General features: G+C 64.2%; 17 protein-coding genes. 10 read left to right on the forward strand and 7 right to left on the reverse strand.

The window, feature by feature from the left end; genetic code table 11:
- Nucleotides 1-72 precede the first annotated feature (72 nt).
- On the forward strand, nucleotides 73-852 hold the full coding sequence (locus QSV36_RS16115; RefSeq protein WP_170030592.1) for a TSUP family transporter: 780 nt from the start codon (nucleotides 73-75) through the stop codon (nucleotides 850-852).
- A 130-nt stretch (nucleotides 853-982) separates the two neighbouring features.
- Here QSV36_RS16115 and nudC read toward each other — a convergent pair whose 3' ends face one another.
- Nucleotides 983-1813, reverse strand: coding sequence for an NAD(+) diphosphatase (nudC, locus tag QSV36_RS16120; RefSeq protein WP_289133195.1), 831 nt, complete (start codon nucleotides 1811-1813; stop codon nucleotides 983-985).
- Between the two features lie 36 nt (nucleotides 1814-1849).
- Nucleotides 1850-2662 (reverse strand): crotonase/enoyl-CoA hydratase family protein, encoded by an 813-nt coding sequence (locus QSV36_RS16125; RefSeq protein ID WP_289133197.1) that lies wholly within the window; start codon nucleotides 2660-2662, stop codon nucleotides 1850-1852.
- 149 nt (nucleotides 2663-2811) lie between these two features.
- On the opposite strand from QSV36_RS16125, the gene nhaB reads away from it, so the two are divergent.
- The 4 genes from nhaB to QSV36_RS16145 all read left to right on the forward strand — a co-directional run bounded on the left by nhaB (nucleotide 2812) and on the right by QSV36_RS16145 (nucleotide 6765).
- Nucleotides 2812-4314 (forward strand): sodium/proton antiporter NhaB, encoded by a 1503-nt coding sequence (gene nhaB / locus QSV36_RS16130; protein ID WP_289133200.1) that lies wholly within the window; start codon nucleotides 2812-2814, stop codon nucleotides 4312-4314.
- 185 nt (nucleotides 4315-4499) lie between these two features.
- Nucleotides 4500-5114 carry a dihydrofolate reductase family protein gene (locus QSV36_RS16135; RefSeq protein ID WP_289133203.1) on the forward strand — a complete coding sequence of 205 codons (615 nt, stop codon included), beginning with the start codon at nucleotides 4500-4502 and terminating at the stop codon, nucleotides 5112-5114.
- A 79-nt stretch (nucleotides 5115-5193) separates the two neighbouring features.
- The gene (locus tag QSV36_RS16140) at nucleotides 5194-5754 is read left to right on the forward strand and encodes a lipocalin family protein (protein ID WP_289133205.1); all 561 of its coding nucleotides are present in this window, start codon (nucleotides 5194-5196) and stop codon (nucleotides 5752-5754) included.
- A gap of 51 nt (nucleotides 5755-5805) precedes the next feature.
- Nucleotides 5806-6765 carry an MBL fold metallo-hydrolase gene (locus QSV36_RS16145; RefSeq protein ID WP_289133206.1) on the forward strand — a complete coding sequence of 320 codons (960 nt, stop codon included), beginning with the start codon at nucleotides 5806-5808 and terminating at the stop codon, nucleotides 6763-6765.
- 39 nt (nucleotides 6766-6804) lie between these two features.
- On the opposite strand, the gene QSV36_RS16150 is transcribed toward QSV36_RS16145, so the two are convergent.
- Both QSV36_RS16150 and QSV36_RS16155 read right to left on the reverse strand, forming a co-directional pair.
- Nucleotides 6805-8088 carry a Zn-dependent hydrolase gene (locus tag QSV36_RS16150; RefSeq protein ID WP_289133207.1) on the reverse strand — a complete coding sequence of 428 codons (1284 nt, stop codon included), beginning with the start codon at nucleotides 8086-8088 and terminating at the stop codon, nucleotides 6805-6807.
- A gap of 75 nt (nucleotides 8089-8163) precedes the next feature.
- Nucleotides 8164-9654 carry an NCS1 family nucleobase:cation symporter-1 gene (locus QSV36_RS16155; RefSeq protein WP_289133208.1) on the reverse strand — a complete coding sequence of 497 codons (1491 nt, stop codon included), beginning with the start codon at nucleotides 9652-9654 and terminating at the stop codon, nucleotides 8164-8166.
- A gap of 338 nt (nucleotides 9655-9992) precedes the next feature.
- Here QSV36_RS16155 and hydA point away from each other — a divergent pair, with 338 nt between their 5' ends.
- From hydA to preA, 3 genes are all read left to right on the forward strand, one after another.
- Nucleotides 9993-11432, forward strand: coding sequence for a dihydropyrimidinase (gene hydA, locus QSV36_RS16160; protein WP_289133210.1), 1440 nt, complete (start codon nucleotides 9993-9995; stop codon nucleotides 11430-11432).
- Nucleotides 11433-11597: 165 nt separating this feature from the next.
- Nucleotides 11598-12965, forward strand: a complete 1368-nt coding sequence (locus QSV36_RS16165) for an NAD(P)-dependent oxidoreductase (RefSeq protein WP_289133212.1) — start codon at nucleotides 11598-11600, stop codon at nucleotides 12963-12965.
- Nucleotides 12966-14240, forward strand: coding sequence for an NAD-dependent dihydropyrimidine dehydrogenase subunit PreA (gene preA, locus QSV36_RS16170; protein WP_289133213.1), 1275 nt, complete (start codon nucleotides 12966-12968; stop codon nucleotides 14238-14240). It begins immediately after the preceding gene.
- Between the two features lie 699 nt (nucleotides 14241-14939).
- Here preA and QSV36_RS16175 read toward each other — a convergent pair.
- Nucleotides 14940-15560: a TetR/AcrR family transcriptional regulator gene (locus QSV36_RS16175; RefSeq protein WP_289133215.1), complete on the reverse strand. Its 621-nt coding sequence runs from the start codon at nucleotides 15558-15560 to the stop codon at nucleotides 14940-14942.
- A complete protein-coding gene (locus tag QSV36_RS16180) occupies nucleotides 15560-15916 on the reverse strand; it encodes a VOC family protein (protein WP_289133218.1) in 357 nt (118 codons plus the stop codon). The genes QSV36_RS16175 and QSV36_RS16180 overlap by 1 nt, the downstream gene beginning before the upstream one ends.
- 204 nt (nucleotides 15917-16120) lie before the next feature.
- On the opposite strand from QSV36_RS16180, the gene QSV36_RS16185 reads away from it, so the two are divergent.
- Both QSV36_RS16185 and QSV36_RS16190 read left to right on the forward strand, forming a co-directional pair.
- The gene (locus tag QSV36_RS16185) at nucleotides 16121-17449 is read left to right on the forward strand and encodes an AAA family ATPase (RefSeq protein ID WP_289133220.1); all 1329 of its coding nucleotides are present in this window, start codon (nucleotides 16121-16123) and stop codon (nucleotides 17447-17449) included.
- A complete protein-coding gene (locus QSV36_RS16190; protein ID WP_289133223.1) occupies nucleotides 17446-18288 on the forward strand; it encodes an HNH endonuclease family protein in 843 nt (280 codons plus the stop codon). The genes QSV36_RS16185 and QSV36_RS16190 overlap by 4 nt, the downstream gene beginning before the upstream one ends.
- 34 nt (nucleotides 18289-18322) lie before the next feature.
- On the opposite strand, the gene QSV36_RS16195 is transcribed toward QSV36_RS16190, so the two are convergent.
- The gene (locus QSV36_RS16195; RefSeq protein ID WP_289133225.1) at nucleotides 18323-20119 is read right to left on the reverse strand and encodes a glycoside hydrolase family 15 protein; all 1797 of its coding nucleotides are present in this window, start codon (nucleotides 20117-20119) and stop codon (nucleotides 18323-18325) included.
- Between the last annotated feature and the right edge of the window lie 127 nt (nucleotides 20120-20246).

The raw sequence follows: 20246 nt of genomic DNA on the forward strand, positions 1-20246 counted from the left end.
CCTCAGGATTACCATGTCAGCCTCTAGCGCGGCCGTTTGCCGCCCCCTTTGCCTCCTTGCCTGCCAACCCCCATGCCCTTTGAACTCACCGTAGAACCGCTCACCCTGCTGATCCTGGCGCTGGTCGCCTTCATCGCCGGTTTCATCGATGCCATCGCCGGCGGCGGCGGCCTGCTTACCACCCCCGCATTGCTCACCGCCGGCATGCCACCGCACCTGGTGCTGGGCACCAACAAGCTCAGTTCCACATTCGGCTCGGCGACGGCGGGTTTCACCTACTACAAGCGCAAGCTGTTCCACCCTGCGCAATGGCGCCCGGCGTTGTTCGCCACCCTGACCGGGGCCCTGCTCGGCGCAGTGATCGCCCACTACATGCCAGCCGAATGGTTGAACAAGATGCTGCCGGTGATCGTCTTCGCCTGTGGCGTCTACCTGCTGTTCGGCGGCACGCCCAAGGCACCGCTCGATGCCGACGCCCCGATCCGGAAGAAATGGCAGCTGCCCCAAGGCTTCACCCTGGGCTTCTACGACGGCGTCGCCGGCCCGGGCACCGGTGCGTTCTGGACCGTCAGCACCCTGCTGCTGTACCCCATCGACCTGGTGCGCGCCAGCGGTGTGGCACGCAGCATGAACTTCGTCAGCAACATCGCGGCGCTGACGGTGTTCATCATCTCGGGGCAGGTGGACTATATCGTCGGCCTGTGCATGGGCCTGTCAGTGATGGTGGGCGCCTTCTTCGGCGCACGCACGGCGATCAGCGGCGGCAGCAAGTTCATCCGCCCGGTGTTCATCACCGTGGTGCTGGCCTTGACCGTGCGCCTAGCGTGGCAGCACTGGTTCGGGCAGGCCTGATGGGCTGTGATACCCCTGCTTACCCGCCCTATCTGCGCGAGAAATGTCGTCCGCCGTCGTTGCAGGACTTGGCAATGGAATGACCATTGCCTGCGCCCTGCGCCTAGTCGGAGAACATTTCTCACTGCAGCTAGGACGGGAAAGCAGGGATATCACAGCCCAGCCTCCGTGCAACGTAGAGGTCGATGAGGTAGCGGGCGATGGAGCGCCCGGCCGGCAGCGGCGGCAGGTCGTGGACGCTGAACCACCTGGCATCCTCGATCTCGTCCGGCTGCATGACGATATCGCCCCCGGCGTATTCGGCATGGAAGCCCAGCATCATCGAGTGCGGGAACGGCCAGCACTGGCTGCCCACGTACTGGATGTTCTGCACCTCCACCGCCACTTCCTCGCGCACTTCGCGCACCAGGCAATCCTCCGCCGACTCACCCGGTTCGGCGAAGCCTGCCAGGGTGCTGTACACCCCGCTGACAAAGCGTGGCGAGCGCGCCAGCAAGATCTCGTCACCACGGGTCACCAGCACGATCATGCTCGGCGAAATGCGAGGGTAGCTGCGCAGGTCGCAGGGCTGGCAGTACATCGCCCGCTCCCAGCGGATCTGCGTCATCGCCTGGCCGCAGCTGCCGCAGAAGCGGTGCTCGCGCGCCCAGGTGCCGATCTGGGCGGCGTAGCCCAGCACCTTGTAGGTGTCGAAGTCGCCTTCGAGCATGAACGCGCGCAGGCCACGCCAGGCACAACCAGGCATCTCGGTGGCGCTGCGCAGCTCCAGCAGGAACACCGGCTGGCCATCGAAGTGGCCGATGCCGTGTTCGCACAGCACATCCAGGTCCTGACGCTTGAGCCAGTCGCGGGAGAACAACGCGCCGTTGGCGTCCACCAGGAACCCTTCCGGGCTGCGGGCCACGGCCAGCCCCCCGGTGATCTGCGGGTCGAGTACTGCAGTAGTCCAGCGTGCTGACATGTCGGGGGATCCTTTACTGCGCGTCCCCCGGCCCGGTCAGTCGGCGAACGTCGGTTTCTGTTTGCTCATGTGCGCCGCTACGGCCACGCGCAGGTCTTCGGACTGCAGCATCGCGGCGTTCCAGGTGGCGACGTATTCCAGGCCATCGTCAATGCGATGGTCGCGCATGTAGCTGAGCATTTCCTTGGTGCCAGCCACGGCAATCGGTGATTTTGCGGCAATCTCGCGGGCGATGGCAAAGACCCCGTCCAACAGCGCGGCCTGTTCATCATAGACCCGGTTGACCAGGCCAATGCGCAGCGCCTCTGCGGCCTCGACATTGCGCCCGGTGAAGGCCAGCTCACGCATCATGCCGTCACCGATGATACGAGGCAAACGTTGCAGTGTGCCGACATCGGCGGCCATGCCCATGTCGATCTCCTTGATCGAAAATTGCGCGTCGGCGCTGCAGTAACGCATGTCGCAGGCCGCGATGAGGTCGATGGCACCGCCAATGCAATAGCCTTGCACAGCGGCCAGTACCGGCTTGCGGCACTTGTCCACGGCATTGAACGAGGCCTGCAGGCGCAGGATGGTGCTGCGCAGGAAGCGCGCGTTGCGCCCCACATCCTTGCCCATCTGGCCCGCCAGCGAGGCCAGCATCATCAGGTCGATGCCGGCGGAAAAATGCTTGCCGGCGCCGCTGAGCACCACGACCCGCACCGCGTCGGTATCGTCGACCCACTGGAAGATATCGATGATCTCTTCCCAGAAGGCGGCGTTCATCGCGTTGACCTTTTCCGGGCGGTTGATCTGCACGTGGGCAATGTTGTCGGTCAGTTCGACCTTGAATGCGCTGTACTCGGTCACGGGCGGCACTCCTGGGGGTGAAAGTTCATGTCACGGATGGTAACCCAGCCCGATGGCCGCGCTTGTGCCAAAAACGGGACTGCATGCCTTGCCTAAGGCGCGCTGATGCGGCACCGTTCGCCATCGCCGAATCATAAGGAAACATATTCATGTCGCGCTCCCTGACTGGGGCCCTCGCCCACAGCTTCCTGGGCCAGTCGCCGCTTTGGTACAAGGCGGTCATCTGCCTGTTCCTGGTCCTCAACCCGCTGCTGCTGGCCAGCCTTGGCCCAGTCGCAGCCGGCTGGGCGCTGGTGCTCGAGTTCATCTTCACCCTGGGCATGGCCCTGAAATGCTACCCGCTGATGCCCGGCGGCCTGCTGCTGGTCGAAGCCCTGCTGTTGCAGATGACCACTCCGCAAGCCCTGTACGAAGAGTTGCAGCACAACTTCCCGGTCATCCTGTTGCTGATGTTCATGGTCGCAGGCATCCACTTCATGAAGGAACTGCTGCTGTTCCTGTTCTCGCGCATCCTGCTTGGGGTACGCTCGAAGGCAATCCTGGCATTGCTGTTCTGCGTGCTGTCGGCATTCCTCTCGGCGTTTCTCGATGCGCTGACCGTGACCGCCGTGATCATCAGCGCCGCGGTCGGCTTCTATGCGGTGTACCACCGTGTTGCCTCCGGGGCCAACCCACGCGAAGACGTTGCGCTGGACAGTGACCAGCAGGTCGCGGCATTGCACCGTGAAGACCTTGACCAGTTCCGTGCCTTCCTGCGCAGCCTGTTGATGCATGGCGCGGTGGGAACTGCCCTGGGCGGTGTCTGCACCCTGGTGGGCGAGCCGCAGAACCTGCTGATCGGCCACGAAATGGGCTGGCATTTTGCCGATTTTTTCCTCAAGGTGGCGCCGGTATCGCTACCGGTACTGGCTGCCGGCCTGCTGACCTGCGTGCTGCTGGAGAAACTGCGCCTGTTCGGTTACGGCACGCTGATGCCCGAGCCGGTGCGCCAGGTGCTGGCCGCCTACGCCACCGAGGACGACGCCGCACGCACCCCCGCCCAGCGCATCGCGCTGTGGGTGCAAGGCTTCGCCGCGCTGATCCTGATCGTCTGCCTGGGGTTGCATGCTGCCGAAGTCGGCCTGATCGGCCTGATGGTGATCGTGCTGATCACCGCGTTCACCGGTATCACCGATGAACACCGCCTGGGCCGCGCCTTCCAGGACGCCATGCCGTTCACCGCGTTGCTGGTGGTGTTCTTCGCCGTCGTGGCGGTGATCCACCAACAGCAGCTGTTCAGCCCGCTGATTACCTGGGTATTGGCGCTGCCGGCCGAACAGCAGCCAGGCATGCTGTACCTGGCCAATGGCTTGCTTTCGGCGATCAGCGACAACGTGTTCGTCGCCACCATCTACATCACCGAAGTGAAGCAGGCGTTTGTCAATGGCGGCATGAGCCGCGAGCATTTCGAGACCCTGGCGGTGGCGATCAACACCGGCACCAACCTGCCCAGCGTGGCAACCCCGAACGGCCAGGCCGCGTTCCTGTTCCTGCTGACCTCGGCCATCGCGCCGCTGATCCGGCTGTCGTATGGGCGCATGGTCTGGATGGCCTTGCCCTACACCGTGGTGATGGGTGGGCTGGGCTGGTGGGCGGTGACCTACTGGCTGTGAGGTAGCCTGCACTGGCCCTGCCGCCGGCACGCCAGCTCCCAAGGTAGTGCGCGGCACGCCTGTACTAGCTAACTTGTCGGCGGGAGGGCCAGCGTAGAGAAAGCACGAGCTGCTGTCGATTCTGCTGCCTGCCATTCGACTATCCCACGCCAGCAGCCACCCCGGCTGCCAACAGGAGAGTCCCCATGCGCAAACTCATCGTAGCCGCGTTCATCAGCCTCGACGGGGTCATGCAGGCCCCCGGCGGCCCGCAGGAAGACGCCAGCGGCGGCTTCAGCTACGGCGGCTGGGTCGTGCCCTACGCCGAGGAAGTCTTCGGCCAGGCCATGCAGGCGCTGTTCAGCCAGCCCTTCGAACTGCTGCTGGGCCGGCGTACCTACGACATCTTCGCGGCTTACTGGCCGAAGGTGGATGGCAGTTCACAAGACTTCTCCATCGCCAACCTGTTCAACAGCGTGCCCAAGCATGTCGCCACCCACACCCCGGCGACCCTCGCCTGGCATAACAGCCATGGCCTGGGTGCGGACATCAGCGCAGCGGTGCGGGCGCTGAAACAACAGGACGGTGCCAACCTGCTGACCCAGGGCAGCAGTGAACTGGTGCAGCAACTGCTGGCAGCCGGCCTGGTCGATGAGCTGCTGTTGCTGATCCACCCATTGCTGCTTGGCCATGGCAAACGCCTGTTCGGCGACGATGCCGCAGCGGCGGCCTTCACCCTGCAGCACTCGCAGGTTTCGCCAAAGGGTGTAATCATCGCCCGCTATGCGCGCACTGGCGACGTGCAGACCGGCTCGTTCTGAAAGAACAATTCTGTACAACTTTTGCCGCGCGCGCGCATCGAAACACAGGTAAGCCCCATCCACCGCAAGGAGCTCGACCATGGCGCTACGCACCCCGCTGCTGCTTTCCTGCCTGACCCTGGCCCTGCTCGGCTGCGCCGGCAACGACCACCCGGCGCCACCGCATACCCAGCAGGTCGACCTGCAACGCTACCAAGGCACCTGGTACGAACTGGCGCGGTTGCCGATGTTCTTCCAACGCAACTGCGTGCAGTCCGAGGCACACTATGGCCTGCGTGCGGACGGCCGCATCGACGTGACCAACCGCTGCCGGGAAAAGGACGGCCAGTGGAATGAAGCCAAGGGCATCGCCGAAGCTCAGCAACCGGGTAGTACCGACAAACTCTGGGTGCGTTTCGACAACTGGTTCAGCCGCCTGGCACCCGGCCTGACCAAGGGTGAGTACTGGGTGCTGTACCACGACAAGGACTACCGCGTGGCGCTGGTCGGCCACCCCAACCGTGAGTACCTGTGGCTGCTGTCGCGCACACCGGCGATCCCCGACCAGACGCGAGACCAACTGCTGGATATCGCTCGGGAGCAGGGTTACGACACCAGCAAGCTGATCTGGCGCCAGGCGGATGCCGAAGCACGCCCCTGAAACCACAGGACGGCTCGGCCAGCCGGGCCTGGGCATCACCAAGGAGTTGTAATGGATCTGCTGTTCCTCGGCACCTCCGCCGGGGTGCCCACCAAGGCACGCAATGTCAGCGCCACGGCCGTGATTGAAGCCACGGGCAGCCACTGGTACCTGGTCGACTGCGGCGAAGGCACCCAGCACCGGCTGCTGCATACACCGCTTTCGATCCGCGACCTGCGGGCGATCTTCATCACCCATGTACATGGCGACCACTGCTTCGGCCTGCCGGGCCTGCTGGCCAGCGCCGGCATGAGCGGACGCACCCAGCCACTTGACCTGGTGCTGCCCGTTGCCCTGCACGAATGGGTGCGTCAGGGGCTGGCGGCCAGCGACACCTTCCTGCCGTTCGAACTGCGCCTGCTGGCCGTGGAGGACCTGCTGGAGTGGCACAGCGAGGCGATGCAGGTCACTACCGTGCAGTTGTCGCACCGGGTCCCGAGCGTCGCTTTCGTGTTCACCGAACTGAACCCCGAACCCCGCCTGGATATCGCACGCCTGGAAGCTGAAGGCATCCCCCGCGGGCCGCTGTGGGGCGACCTGGCCAAGGGCCTGGCGGTGGAGCACGGCGGGCGGATGCTGCACGGCCGGGACTACCTGCGCCCGTCCCGTCCGCCACGGCGAGTGATCGTGTGCGGCGACAACGACAACCCAGAACTGCTGGCCGACGCTGCCAGGGGCGCGGACGTGCTGGTGCACGAAGCCACGTTCACCCAGCCAGTGGTCGCACGTACCGGGGTCACCTTCGGCCACAGCACCGCAGCAGCGGTGGCGCGCTTTGCCGAAGCGGCTGGCGTGCGCAACCTGGTGCTCACCCACTTCAGCGCCCGCTACCAGCCGGACCCACGGCGCAGCCCGAGCATTGTCGATATACGTGACGAAGCCGCTGCCCATTACAGCGGGCACCTGACCCTGGCGCAGGACCTGCAGCGCTATCACATCGGGCGCGATGGCAGCCTTGAACCGAGCGGATGACTGCACCGGCGACGTGCCCGCGCTGCCGGGGCGGCGTTGCTAAGCCGCCAGGCGCCCGCTGGCAATTGCCTCCGACGCCGCCAGCATCGCGCGCAGCAACACCGCGCAACCCGCCGCCAGGTCCTCGGGGTTGGCGTTCTCGATTTCGTTGTGACTGATGCCGTTCTCGCAAGGCACGAAAATCATCCCCGCCGGGCCCATTTCGGCCAGGAAGATCGCGTCGTGCCCTGCCCCGCTGACGATGTCCATGTGTGCCAAGCCCAGCGCCTCGGCCGACGCGCGCACGGCATCGACACAGCCTTTGTCGAAGTACAACGCCGGGAAGTCCGCTGTCGGCACCAGCGTGTGGCTCAAGCCGTGCCTGGCACAGGTCGCCTCGATCACGGCACGTACTTCACTGATCATCGCATCCAGTTGCTCAGCCTCCAGGTGGCGGAAGTCCAGGGTCATGCGCACTTCGCCCGGGATCACGTTGCGCGAGCCGGGGTAGGCCTGCAGGCAACCCACCGTGCCACAGGCATGCGGCTGATGGCCGAGGGCGGTGCGGTTGACCGCCTCGACCACGGCGGCGGCGCCGACCAGGGCGTCCTTGCGCAGGTGCATGGGGGTCGGGCCGGCATGCGCTTCGACGCCGCGCAGGGTCAGGTCGAACCACTTCTGGCCAAGGGCACCCAGTACCACGCCGATGGTCTTGGCCTGGTCTTCCAGGATCGGCCCCTGCTCGATGTGCGCTTCGAAATAGGCCCCCACCGGGTGGCCCGGCACCGCGCGCGGGCCGGCGTAGCCGATGGCGTTCAATGCCTCGCCGACACTGACACCCTGGGCGTCCCGCTTGGCCAGGGTTTGCTCCAGGGTGAACTTGCCGGCGAATACGCCTGAGCCCATCATGCACGGGGCAAAGCGCGAGCCCTCCTCGTTGGTCCATACCACCACTTCCAGCGGTGCTTCGGTGTCCACGCCCAGGTCGTTGAGGGTACGGATCACCTCCAGCCCAGCCATGACCCCGAAGCAGCCATCGAACTTGCCACCGGTGGGCTGGGTGTCGATATGGCTGCCGGTCATCACCGGCGGCAGCTTGGGGTTACGCCCCGGGCGCCGGGCGAAGATATTACCGACCGCGTCGATGCTCACCGTACAGCCGGCGGCTTCGCACCATTGCACGAACAGGTCGCGGGCCTGGCGGTCGAGGTCGGTCAGGGCTAGACGGCAGACACCGCCCTTGGCAGTGGCACCGAGGCGTGCCAGGTCCATCAGCGATTGCCACAGGCGGGCGCTGTCGATATGCCGGGCGCTGGTGTCGAGGATCTCTTGGACTTCGGTCACGGGTTTCTCCTTCAGGCTTTGTTGTTGTCTGTGCCAGCCTCTAGGCGGGCACCCTGCGAAGCAGCACACGCGGTCTCAAGGCAAAGGCTTGGCCACCTGCGCCGGGCTCCGCGCCAGCACCCCGGCGAACAGGTAGTACAGCCCCCCTCCCAGCAGCGAGCCGGTGAACCAGCCATAGTCGTAGAACCAGCTGAAACTGCTGTTGCCGATAGCCATCACGGTCAACGCTACCGGCAATGCAAAGGCGGCAAAACCAGCCCAGTTCCAGGCCGGGTACACGTCGTCGCGGTACAACCCGGCCAGGTCCAGCTGCTGCCGACGGACCAGGAAGTAGTCCACCACCATGATCCCGGCGATCGGCCCCAGCAGGCTGGAATAGCCCAGCAACCAGTTGGAATACACGCTCTCCAGGCTCAGGTCGGAGACGATCCAGCCCAGCTTCTTGAACAGCTCATGGGCCATCAGCGCCAAGCCGATGAAGCCGGTCAGCCACACCGCGCGGCTACGCCCGATCAGGCGCGGGGCGATGTTCTGGAAGTCGTTGGTCGGCGACACGATGTTCGCCGCAGTGTTGGTCGACAGCGTGGCGATCACGATCAAGGCCATGGCCAGGGCCACCCAGAACGGGCTGTGGATCTTGCCGATCAGGCTGACCGGGTCGGCCACGGTCTCGCCGACCAGCGACGCCGAGGCGGCGGTCAGCACCACGCCCAGGGCAGCGAACAGGAACATGGTCAGCGGCAGGCCGAAGATCTGCCCGAGAATCTGGTCCTTCTGGCTGCGGGCGTAGCGGCTGAAGTCGGGGATGTTCAGCGACAGCGTGGCCCAGAAACCGACCATGGCGGTGAGCCCGGCGCAGAAGTAACCGAACACGTTCGCGCCTTCCGGGCGCTTGGCCGGCTGGGCCAGCAACTCGGTCATCGACATGTGCGGCAGGGCCCAGATCAGCAGGCCGACGCCCACCGCTACCAGCAGCGGTGCCGACAGCGTTTCCAGCCATTTGATCGACTCGGCGCCGCGCAGCACCACCCACAGGTTCAGGCACCAGAAGATCATGAAGCCGATCACCTCGCCGGTACCGCCCAAGGCCTTCCAGCCGTCGAACACCGAGCCAAGGAACAGGTGGATGGCCAGGCCACCGAACAGGGTCTGGATGCCGAACCAGCCACAGGCGACCACCGCGCGGATCAGGCACGGTACGTTGGAGCCGAGGATGCCGAACGACGACCGCAGCAGCACCGGGAACGGGATGCCGTACTTGGTGCCGGGAAAGGCGTTGAGGGTGAGCGGGATCAGCACGATCAGGTTGGCCAGCAGGATCGCCAGCAAGGCCTCGCCCACGCTGAGGCCGAAGTAGGCGGTGAGCACGCCGCCAAGGGTATAGGTGGGTACGCAGATGGACATGCCCACCCACAGGGCGGTGATGTGCCATTTGTTCCAGGTGCGCTGGTGCACCTTGGTCGGGGCGATATCGTGGTTGTAGCGCGGGCTGTCGAGGACATCGCTGCCCTCGGCCAGCTCGAACAGGCCATCCTGCTCGACCACTTCCGATCTGCTCTGCTGCATGGGAGGCTTCTCCAGATGTTCTTCTAGTTGTTCGCTCATCGGGTCGATCCGACGGCCGGAGTACACGCTTTATGTGCTTGAAAATCTCGACCAGTTTTTCATCTTGTCAAGTCAGACAACCTTCCCGAAAGCCCCGTCGCCAGTACAGCTTGTGAAATTAATCGTTTATTTTCAGCGAGTTAAAAACCATAAAATTCATGGGAAAATTTTCTTGCTGAATCCGGGATCTGCATCTAGCCTCGAATCTTGTCAGGCATGACAGGATTAACCGCCCTGCCCGCCTGCCCCTGACAATTCCAAGAACCGGCCCAGACCGGTCAGCCTGCGAGGAAGACGGCATGTCCCTGTTGATCCGTGGCGCCACCGTGGTCACCCACGAAGAAAGTTACCCCGCCGATGTCCTGTGTGCCGATGGCCTGATCCGCGCCATCGGTCAGAACCTCGAGCCGCCCACCGGCTGCGAGATCCTCGACGGCAGCGGCCGTTACCTGATGCCCGGCGGTATCGACCCGCACACGCACATGCAGTTACCGTTCATGGGCACCGTGGCCAGCGAGGACTTCTTCAGCGGCACCGCTGCCGGCCTGGCCGGGGGCACCACCTCGATCATCGACTTCGTCATCCCCAACCCGCAGCAATCGTTGCTGGAGGCGTACCACACCTGGCGTGGCTGGGCGCAGAAAAGCGCCAGCGACTATGGCTTCCACGTCGCCATCACCTGGTGGAGCGAGCAGGTGGCCGAAGAGATGGGCGAACTGGTCGCCAGGCATGGGGTGAACAGCTTCAAGCACTTCATGGCCTACAAGAACGCCATCATGGCCGCCGACGACACCCTGGTGGCCAGCTTCGAACGCTGCCTGCAACTGGGTGCGGTGCCCACCGTGCATGCCGAGAACGGCGAGCTGGTGTACCACCTGCAGAAAAAACTGCTGGCCCAGGGCCTGACCGGGCCGGAAGCGCACCCGTTGTCGCGCCCCTCGCAAGTCGAGGGCGAGGCCGCCAGCCGCGCCATTCGCATTGCCGAAACCCTCGGTACTCCGCTGTACCTGGTGCACGTTTCCAGCCGCGAAGCGCTGGATGAAATTGCCTATGCCCGCGGCAAGGGCCAGCCGGTGTACGGGGAAGTACTGCCTGGCCACCTGCTGCTGGATGACAGCGTCTACCGCGACCCGGACTGGGCCACCGCCGCCGGCTATGTGATGAGCCCGCCATTCCGCCCGCGCGAACACCAGGAGGCGCTGTGGCGCGGCCTGCAGTCGGGCAACCTGCACACCACCGCCACCGACCACTGCTGTTTCTGCGCCGAGCAGAAAGCCATGGGCCGGGATGATTTCAGCCGGATTCCCAATGGCACGGCTGGCATCGAGGACCGCATGGCAGTGCTGTGGGATGCCGGGGTCAACAGTGGGCGCCTGTCGATGCATGAATTCGTCGCACTGACCTCCACCAATACGGCAAAGATCTTCAACCTGTTCCCGCGCAAGGGCGCCATTCGCGTTGGCGCCGACGCCGACCTGGTGCTGTGGGACCCGCAAGGTACCCGCACCATCTCGGCCAAGACCCACCATCAGCAGGTGGACTTCAACATCTTCGAGGGCCGCACTGTGCGCGGCATCCCCAGCCACACCATCAGCCAGGGCAAGCTGCGCTGGGCCGATGGCGACCTGCGCGCAGAAGCGGGCGCGGGGCGCTACGTGGAACGGCCGGCGTATCCGTCGGTGTATGAGGTGCTCGGGCGCAGGGCCGAAGTGCAACGGCCGACGCCCGTGCAGCGCTGAAGCCATTGGGGCTGCTGCGCAGCCCATCGCGGCACAAGGCCGCTCCCACAGGAGTATGCGGTTCCTTGCAGGAGCGGCCTTGTGTCGCGATGGGGCGCGCAGCGGCCCAAGAAACCACCGCAATCCTTGTTGCCTGCATCCAAAAAAAATAGAGAGGCTACAACCGTGATCGACGCCCTGAACCACTTGCCGCGCCCCCGGGCCGGTGCCGACCAGCTGGCCGAGCGCTTCAGCGACCTGGCCCCACCCCTCACTGCTCGCCAGGCCGCGGTCGAAAGTGCGCGTTGCCTGTACTGTTACGACGCCCCTTGCGTCAACGCCTGCCCCAGCGAAATCGACATCCCGTCGTTCATCCACCGCATCAGTGACGACAACCTGCAAGGCGCCGCCGAACGCATCCTTTCGGCGAATATTCTCGGCGGCAGCTGTGCCCGCGTCTGCCCCACCGAAATCCTCTGCCAGCAAGCCTGCGTGCGCAACAATGCCGAGGAATGCGCACCGGTGCTGATCGGGCAGCTGCAACGCTATGCCCTGGACAATGCGCATTTCACCGCGCACCCGTTCCAGCGTTCGCCAGCCACCGGCAAGCGCATCGCCGTGGTCGGCGCCGGCCCGGCCGGGCTGGCCTGCGCCCATCGCCTGGCCATGCACGGGCATGACGTGGTGGTGTTCGAAGCCTGCGACAAGGCCGGTGGCCTGAACGAGTACGGTATTGCCCGCTACAAGCTGGTGGATGACTTTGCCCAGCGTGAAGTGGAGTTTTTGCTGGGCATCGGCGGCATCGAGATACGGCATGGCCAGCGCCTGGGTGGCAACCTCAGCCTGGGCGAGCTGCGCGACCAGTATGACGCGGTGTTCCTCGGCCTCGGCCTGAATGCCGTACGCCAGCTGGGCCTGGCCGCTGAAGACGCCCCAGGCCTGCTCGCCGCCACCGAGTACATCCGCGAACTGCGCCAGGCTGATGACCTCGGCCAACTGCCACTGGCCGACCGCTGCCTGGTGATCGGCGCCGGCAACACCGCGATCGACATGGCGGTGCAGATGAGCCGCCTGGGCGCCCGCGATGTCAACCTGGTGTACCGCCGCGGCCATGCCGACATGGGCGCCACCGGGCATGAACAGGACATCGCCAAGGCCAACCAGGTACGCCTGCATACCTGGGCTCGCCCCGATGCCGTACTGCTGGATGCCAGCGGCAAGGTGCGCGGCATGCGCTTTGCCCGCACCGAGCTGGCTGACGGCCGCCTGCGCGACAGTGGCGAAACCTTCGAGCTGGCCGCCGATGCCATCTTCAAGGCCATCGGCCAGCGCTTCGACGACAGCAGCCTCGGCGACCCGCTGGCGGCACAACTGGCGCGCGACGGCGAGCGCATTCGGGTCGATGCAAACATGCAGACCAGCCTGCCGGGCATTTACGCCGGTGGCGACTGCACCGCCCTGGGCCAGGACCTGACCGTCCAGGCCGTACAACACGGCAAGCTGGCCGCCGAAGCCATCCATGCCCAACTCATGCTCAATGTGGAGGCAGCGTAAATGGCCGACCTGACGATAGAATTTGCCGGTATCAAGGCACCCAACCCGTTCTGGCTGGCCTCCGCACCGCCAACCGACAAGGCCTACAACGTGGTACGTGCCTTCGAGGCTGGCTGGGGCGGCGTGGTGTGGAAGACCCTCGGCGAGGACCCGGCGGCGGTCAACGTGTCGTCGCGCTATTCGGCGCACTATGGCCCGAATCGCCAAGTACAGGGTATCAACAACATCGAGTTGATCACCGACCGTTCGCTGGAGGTCAACCTGCGCGAAATCACCCAGGTGAAAAAGGACTGGCCCGACCGCGCACTGATCGTGTCGCTGATGGTGCCGTGCGTGGAAGAGTCATGGAAGTTCATCCTGCCGCTGGTGGAAGCCACCGGGGCTGATGGCATTGAGCTGAACTTCGGCTGCCCGCACGGCATGCCGGAGCGAGGCATGGGCGCGGCGGTGGGCCAGGTGCCGGAGTACGTGGAGATGGTCACCCGCTGGTGCAAGACGTATTGCGCGCTGCCGGTGATCGTCAAGCTCACGCCAAACATCACCGATATCCGCCAGTCGGCCCGCGCCGCGCACCGTGGCGGGGCCGATGCGGTGTCGCTGATCAACACCATCAACTCCATTACCAGTGTCGACCTGGAGCGCATGGTCGCCCACCCCATCGTCGGCGACCAGAGCACCCATGGCGGCTACTGCGGTTCGGCAGTCAAGCCGATCGCCTTGAACATGGTGGCGGAAATCGCCCGCGATCCGCAAACCCGTGGCTTGCCGATCTGCGGCATCGGCGGCATCGGCAACTGGCGTGATGCTGCCGAGTTCATGGCCCTGGGCAGCGGTGCCGTGCAGGTGTGCACAGCGGCGATGCTGCATGGCTTCCGCATCGTCGAGGACATGAAGGATGGCCTGGCGCGCTGGATGGACCAGCATGGGCATGGCCACATCGAGGCGTTCCGTGGCCAGGCGGTGGCCCATACCACCGACTGGAAGTACCTGGACATGAACTACAAGTCGGTGGCGTACATCGACCAGCAGGCGTGCATTGGCTGCGGGCGCTGCCACATTGCCTGCGAGGACACCTCGCACCAGGCTATTGCCAGCACGCTGAAGGCCGATGGCACGCATGCCTACAGCGTGGTGGAAGAGGAATGCGTCGGTTGTAACCTGTGCCAGATCACCTGCCCGGTGGAAGGCTGCATCGACATGGTGGCGCAGGATACCGGCAAGCCGTACCTGAACTGGACGCAGGACCCACGTAATCCCTACCGCGAGGCCAGTTGAAGCGGATCGCTACCCGACCGACTGACGCAATCCTGGTAGGAGTAACGGTCTTGCTCAAATGTTCCAAGCTGGCGTTGTTCCTGTGGGAGCGGGCTTGCCCCGCGAACACCGGCGCAGCCGGTGCCATTCTCCGCGTCGCCTGCTTCGCGGCACAAGGCCGCTCCCACAGGTACTGCGCTGGCTTCGCGTGACACTACCCCTGTAGGAGCGGCTTCAGCCGCGAACACCGGCGCAGCCGGTGCCATCCTCCGCGTCGCCTGCTTCGCGGCACAAGGCCGCTCCTACAGGTACTGCGCTGGCTTCGCGTGACACTACACCTGTGGGAGCAGCTTCAGCCGCGAATACCGGCGTAGCCGGTGCCATCCTCCGCGTCGCCTGCTTCGCGGCACAAGGCCGCTCCCACAGGTACTGCGCTGGCTTCGCGTGACACTACACCTGTGGGAGCGGCTTCAGCCGCGAATACCGGCGCAGCCGGTGCCATCCTCCGCGTCGCCTGCTTCGCGGCACAAGGCCGACCCCACAGGAACTGCGCGGGCTTCGAGTTCACACTACCCCTGTGGGAGCGGCCTTGTGCCGCGAAAGGGCCGCGAAGCGGCCCCCGATTCATCTATCGATGCGTAAATCGACGGGGCCGCTCTGCGGCCCTTTCGCGACACAAGGCCGCGCCTGTACGGCCCCGCGCAAACCAGGCTTTGCCAATCAAGGCTCCAGCCCGATCCCCCGCAAAATCACGCAAGTCACCGTCTGCACCGCATTCTCGAACGCCATGTCCGACAACGCCTCGCCACCATTGAGCAGCTCGACCTGGTAACCAAAGTCGGCATAGTGCTGGGTCGACGCCCAGATCATGTACAACAGCGCCGAAGGCTCCACCGCCAGGATGCGCCCCTCCTCCACCCAGCGACGGATCTTGGCTTCCTTGAGCTTTGCCCAGGGCACCAGGCTTTCCGCCAGGTCCGCCCCCAGCACCGGCGCCCCGTGCAGCATCTCCTCGGCCCAGATTTTCGAACCCAGCGGCCGTGAGCGCGAATGGCCCATCTTGGCGCGGATATAGCTGGTCAGTACCACACGCGGGTCATCGAAGTTCTCGAAGCACAGCGCATCCTGCTTCCACACCTCCAGCAGGTCCTGCAACACCGCGCGGAACAGCTCGTCCTTGGTGCTGAAGTAATAATGCAGGTTGGAACGCGGCAACTCGGCCTGCTCGGCGATATCGCCCATTGAAGTGGCACCGTAACCCTTCTCGGCGAATACCTTTTCCGCCGCCTGCAGGATCTTGCCGATATTGCGCCGGCGGATTTCGATCTTGTGGTTGGCCATCAGGCTTGCGCCGTCCACACCGCCAGTTCATAGCCGTCCGGGTCGATGAACTGAAAACGCCGCCCGCCGGGGAAAGCGAAGGTCGCCCGGCTGATGCGTGCCCCAGCCGCCTCGACCCGTTGCTGCGTGGCGTCGAGATCGTCGGCATAGAGGATCACCAATGGCCCACCGGGGCGCACCGGCTCGCCGGTGGTAAAACCACCCGTCAAGCGCCCATCGCTGAACTCGGTGTAGCTTGGCCCATAGTCAGTGAAGGCCCAGCCGAACACGCTGCCATAGAATGCCTTGCTCCGTGCGATGTCGCTGACATTGAACTCGATGTTGTCGATCTGTCGATCAGTACCGCGAATACCCATGTGTGCTCCGTGCCGAATGGTGTTGGCGCTAGGCTCTGTGTGAAAAGCCTTGATACTCGGTTCGGGTAGTTCCTCGCAACTGCTAAAATGTGCGCCACCTTGTTGCTGACAGGCATGACGTTGATCATTGCCCAAGCCCCCTCGGCAATAGCCAGTCGCCTTTGAAGATGACTGATACGCTTACGGAACTGGAAGGACCTCACGATGTATCTGGTGCGAATCGCGTTGCGCGATGTCCGTTCGATCAAGTCCCTGGACCTGGACTTCCATGCCAGTGCCGGCGGAACGCGTCGCTGGACCTTGCTACTCGGCGAAAACGGCTGCGGCAAAAGCTCGGTGCTGCGAGCCATAGCATTGCTGCTGGCAGGCAGCGATGCCCTTCCGGAACTGCTCGGCGACCCTGATGCATGGATCAGGAATGGCGCCAAGAAATGCCGTATTGAAGGAACACTGGTTACCGCCAAGGGCGAAACCCGAGAGATTGCACTGGAAATCAACCGTGGTGACGGAATCCGCAAGATCTTCGCGAACAACCATGCCTCACTGGAAGCGCTGGATGCCGCGATTGCCAAAGCCGATCGCAACTACTTTGTGCTGGCCTACGGTGTTTCCCGTCGGCCACCGGTGCTCAACATGCGCTCCACGTTCCCCGATGAGCGCTCGCGCGTACCACGGGCGCAAGGTATGGCGACCATGTTTTCGCCAGACGCCAGCCTGGTGTCACTTGAACAGTGGGTGATGGACCTCGATTACCGAAAAGGCCTGTCGTCGATGATGGGCGCGGTCAACGAAGCGCTGGACAAGCTGCTACCCGGCATGCAGTTCTCGCGAATCGATCGGGCCACGCGGCAGATCATTTTCAACACGGTAGATGGCGAAATACCACTCAACCAACTTTCCGACGGTTACCAGAACATGGCTGCCTGGTGTGGCGACCTACTGTACCGGATCACCGAAACCTTTCCCGACCGCAAGAACCCCCTGAGCACGCGCGGGGTACTGCTGATCGACGAAATCGATCTGCACCTGCATCCGGTGTGGCGGCGTCATCTGGTTGAGTTTCTCTCCAGCACCCTGCCGAACTTCCAGTTCATCGCTACCACGCACTCGGCGCTCACGGCACAGCAGAGCGGTGAAGGTGAACTCTATGTCATCCGAAGGGAAGGTGCAGAGGCAACGCCGACCCTGGTGCCGTTCATCGGCGAACCGCGCAAGATGATGCTCCATCAACTGCTGATGAGCCCCATGTTCGGTTTGGACTCGCTGGAATCAGTCGAAATCGAAAAGGCTCGCAACGCAGCCAGAGCACTCAGCCTCAAAGACTCGCTCAACAAGCAAGAAGCCGCGCAGCTGAAAGCGCTGCAGACAATCCTGAACGAAGCCCCCGAATGGGACGTCATGCCGCACTATGCAAAAGAGCAAGCCGAGTTGATCCGCAGCCTCAAATCTTCATTGCTCAAGAACAAGCGCAAAACCAGGATATCGCCAGACAAACTCACCGCCATCACCAAAAACCTAGAGAGCGAGCCATGATCAAGGTCTCGCGCACTCGCTCCGCCGTAAAACTCAAGGGCTTCACCGGGACTCAACTGGAAACCAAACTCAACAACCTGGTGCAGTACTACCAGGACGACGGCCATACCGGAACGGTCAACTTCAGGCCCAAGAACCGTCAGGTCTGGGGCCGCGCCAAGGCGCAACTCAAGGTCGAGTCCTACAACAAGTGCATCTACTGTGAAGCGGACACAGCCGTGGTAGCGCATGGCGACGTCGAACACTTCCGCCCCAAAAGCCAGTACTGGTGGTTGGCGTATTGCTACGACAACTACACGTTCAGCTGCCAGATCTGCAACCAGACCTATAAAGGCGATACGTTTCCGGTACAGGGCCCAAGGCTCGCGCCGCCTGCAGTGCCGTTAACCCTTCCCAGCGACGGCGCAGAGCTGAAATCCTTGTTGCAGACTATTTGCCCCGACCCAGTCACCACCACGGATGCGGCAGTGGCCCAACTCTACGCGCAGGAGGATGCTGAGCTCATCAACCCCTACGTCGCCGACCCGGAACAGTTCTTTGCCTGGAAAGCCATCCCGGAAACACGCGAAGTCTGGTTGGTCGCCGTAACCGGCTCCAGTCAATCCAGCAGGGCGGTGAAGGCTGCGGAGGACGTGCTCGGGTTGAACCGCCAGGAATTGCTGCGCCTGCGCTGGAATACCTACGAAACGCTGGAGACCCTGGTTTTACTTTTTCAGGAAGGTGACTTTGCTGCCGAGCGCCAGCGTGAGTTCTTGCTGCGCATACGAACCCAGGCCGATGCAGACCGCCCTTTTGCCGGGATGACGCGGTTCTTTCTGAAAAGTTGGGGTCTGCTCTAGCCGCCCGGCAGCTGCATGCCAGCCATCGCGCAGTTCAACGCCGGGTCGCCCGGTCCCGTACCGGGCACTGGGCCCGGTGCAGGTTCAGCGCGGTATTGATGATGCCGATATGGCTGAATGCCTGCGGGAAATTGCCGAGCATGCGCTGGCTGACCGGGTCGTACTGCTCGGCCAGCAGGCCGAGGTCGTTGCACAGGCCGGTCAGGCGTTGGTACAGGGCTTGGGCCTCGGCCTGGCGGCCCAGCAGCACATAGACGTCGGCCAGCCAGAACGAACACACCAGGAAGGTGCCCTCGCCGGGCGTGAGGCCATCGCTGCAACTGTCGCTGTCGTAGCGCAGCAGCAGGCCATGCTTGAGCAGGCGCTGTTCGATCTGCTCCAGGGTGCGCAAAAAGCGCGGGTCATCCACCGGCAGGAAACCGGTCAGGGCGATCTGCAGCAAGCTGGCGTCCATTTCGCTCGAGCCATAGGCCTGGACGAAAAACTGGCCGCTGGCGTCCAGGCCCTGCTCACACACTTCGCGACGAATCTGCTCAGCCACCTGGCGATAATGCTGGCCACGCTCGCGGCCCTCCTCGGTGGTGTCGGCCAGCCCCGCGGCACGGTCGAAGGCCACCCAGGCCATGACCTTGGAATGCACGAACTGCTGCCGGCCGCCGCGCACTTCCCAGATGCCTTCGTCCGGCTCGCGCCAGATGCGCTCGAGGTAAGGCAGGATCAGCCGGGCGATGGCGGCACTGCGCGGGTGGCGCGGCAAGCCGCCGTTGATGGCCTGGGCCATGGCATCGGCGAGTTCACCGTAGATGTCGAGCTGGGTCTGCGTCGAGGCCGCATTGCCCACGCGCACCGGCTGCGAATGCTCGTAGCCGGCCAGCCATGGCAGGGTGTATTCCTGCAGGTCGCGCTCACCGGCCAGGCCGTACATGATCTGCATCTGTTCGGGGTTGCCGGCCACTGAGCGCAGCAGCCATTCACGCCAGGCCTGGGCTTCGTCGAAATAACCCAGGTTCATGAACGCCAGCAGGGTCATGGTGGCGTCGCGCAGCCAGCAGAAGCGGTAGTCCCAGTTGCGTTCGCGGCCGACGCGCTCAGGCAGCGAGGTGGTGACCGCCGCGACGATGCCGCCGGTGGGGGCGTAGGTCATGGCCTTGAGGGTCAGCAGCGAACGGCGCACCAGGGCACTGTAGGCGCCGACCTCGGGGCAGCGGGCCGCGAAGGTCTGCCACTGGTCGATGGTGTCTTTCAGAGCATCGTCGATGTCGCAGTCCGCTTGCAGCGGCAGGTGCGATGGCTGGTGACGCAGGCTGAACACCTGCCGCTGGCCCGCACCGACCCGGAAGCGGGCCACGGTATGGTGATCTTGCGCTTGCGGGGCTACCGTCGCCGCCAGGACCAGGCGATCAGGCCCGGCCACGGCACTGAGCGTGAGCGGTGCCACCCGCTCCACCCAGGGTACGCTGCGGCCATAGTCGAAGCGCATGACCAAGTCCATCTCGAAGTGGGTTTCACCCGCCAGGCCCTCGACGATACGCACCACCGAATTGAGCTCGCCCAGCGGCATGAAGTCGAGCACACGAGCGCGACCGCTGGCCGTGACCCAGGTGGTTTCCAGCACCAGGGTGTCGTCCAGGTAGCGACGGCTGCTGTGCTCCACCGGGTCGCTGGGGGCCAGGCGCCAACGGCCGTTTTCTTCGTTGCCCAGCAGGGCGGCGAAGACTGCCGGGGCGTCGAAGCGTGGCAGGCACAGCCAGTCGAGCGAGCCATCGCGGCTGACCAGCGCGGCGCTACGGCAGTTGCCCAACAGGGCGTAGTCTTCGATGCGGGCAGCCATTGCTGTTCCTTTGTCTGTTCGCCAGTGCCGGCCCTTTCGCGGGTAAACCCGCTCCCACAGGAACACCGCAGCCCTGAAGCCCATCGGTGCACCTGTGGGAGCGGGTTTACCCGCGACAGGGCCGGCA

Source organism: Pseudomonas sp. BCRC 81390 (assembly GCF_030341915.1).
In the GTDB taxonomy this organism is placed as follows: Bacteria; Pseudomonadota; Gammaproteobacteria; order Pseudomonadales; family Pseudomonadaceae; genus Aquipseudomonas.

Excerpts from the sequence above, each read along its gene's own strand:
- QSV36_RS16115 (WP_170030592.1), top strand. The coding sequence starts at position 73 with ATGCCCTTTGAACTCACCGTAGAACCGCTCACCCTGCTGATCCTGGCG.
- nudC (WP_289133195.1), bottom strand. The coding sequence starts at position 1,813 with ATGTCAGCACGCTGGACTACTGCAGTACTCGACCCGCAGATCACCGGG.
- nhaB (WP_289133200.1), top strand. The coding sequence starts at position 2,812 with ATGTCGCGCTCCCTGACTGGGGCCCTCGCCCACAGCTTCCTGGGCCAG.
- QSV36_RS16135 (WP_289133203.1), top strand. The coding sequence starts at position 4,500 with ATGCGCAAACTCATCGTAGCCGCGTTCATCAGCCTCGACGGGGTCATG.
- QSV36_RS16140 (WP_289133205.1), top strand. The coding sequence starts at position 5,194 with ATGGCGCTACGCACCCCGCTGCTGCTTTCCTGCCTGACCCTGGCCCTG.
- QSV36_RS16145 (WP_289133206.1), top strand. The coding sequence starts at position 5,806 with ATGGATCTGCTGTTCCTCGGCACCTCCGCCGGGGTGCCCACCAAGGCA.
- QSV36_RS16155 (WP_289133208.1), bottom strand. The coding sequence starts at position 9,654 with ATGCAGCAGAGCAGATCGGAAGTGGTCGAGCAGGATGGCCTGTTCGAG.
- hydA (WP_289133210.1), top strand. The coding sequence starts at position 9,993 with ATGTCCCTGTTGATCCGTGGCGCCACCGTGGTCACCCACGAAGAAAGT.
- preA (WP_289133213.1), top strand. The coding sequence starts at position 12,966 with ATGGCCGACCTGACGATAGAATTTGCCGGTATCAAGGCACCCAACCCG.
- QSV36_RS16175 (WP_289133215.1), bottom strand. The coding sequence starts at position 15,560 with ATGGCCAACCACAAGATCGAAATCCGCCGGCGCAATATCGGCAAGATC.
- QSV36_RS16180 (WP_289133218.1), bottom strand. The coding sequence starts at position 15,916 with ATGGGTATTCGCGGTACTGATCGACAGATCGACAACATCGAGTTCAAT.
- QSV36_RS16185 (WP_289133220.1), top strand. The coding sequence starts at position 16,121 with ATGTATCTGGTGCGAATCGCGTTGCGCGATGTCCGTTCGATCAAGTCC.
- QSV36_RS16190 (WP_289133223.1), top strand. The coding sequence starts at position 17,446 with ATGATCAAGGTCTCGCGCACTCGCTCCGCCGTAAAACTCAAGGGCTTC.
- QSV36_RS16195 (WP_289133225.1), bottom strand. The coding sequence starts at position 20,119 with ATGGCTGCCCGCATCGAAGACTACGCCCTGTTGGGCAACTGCCGTAGC.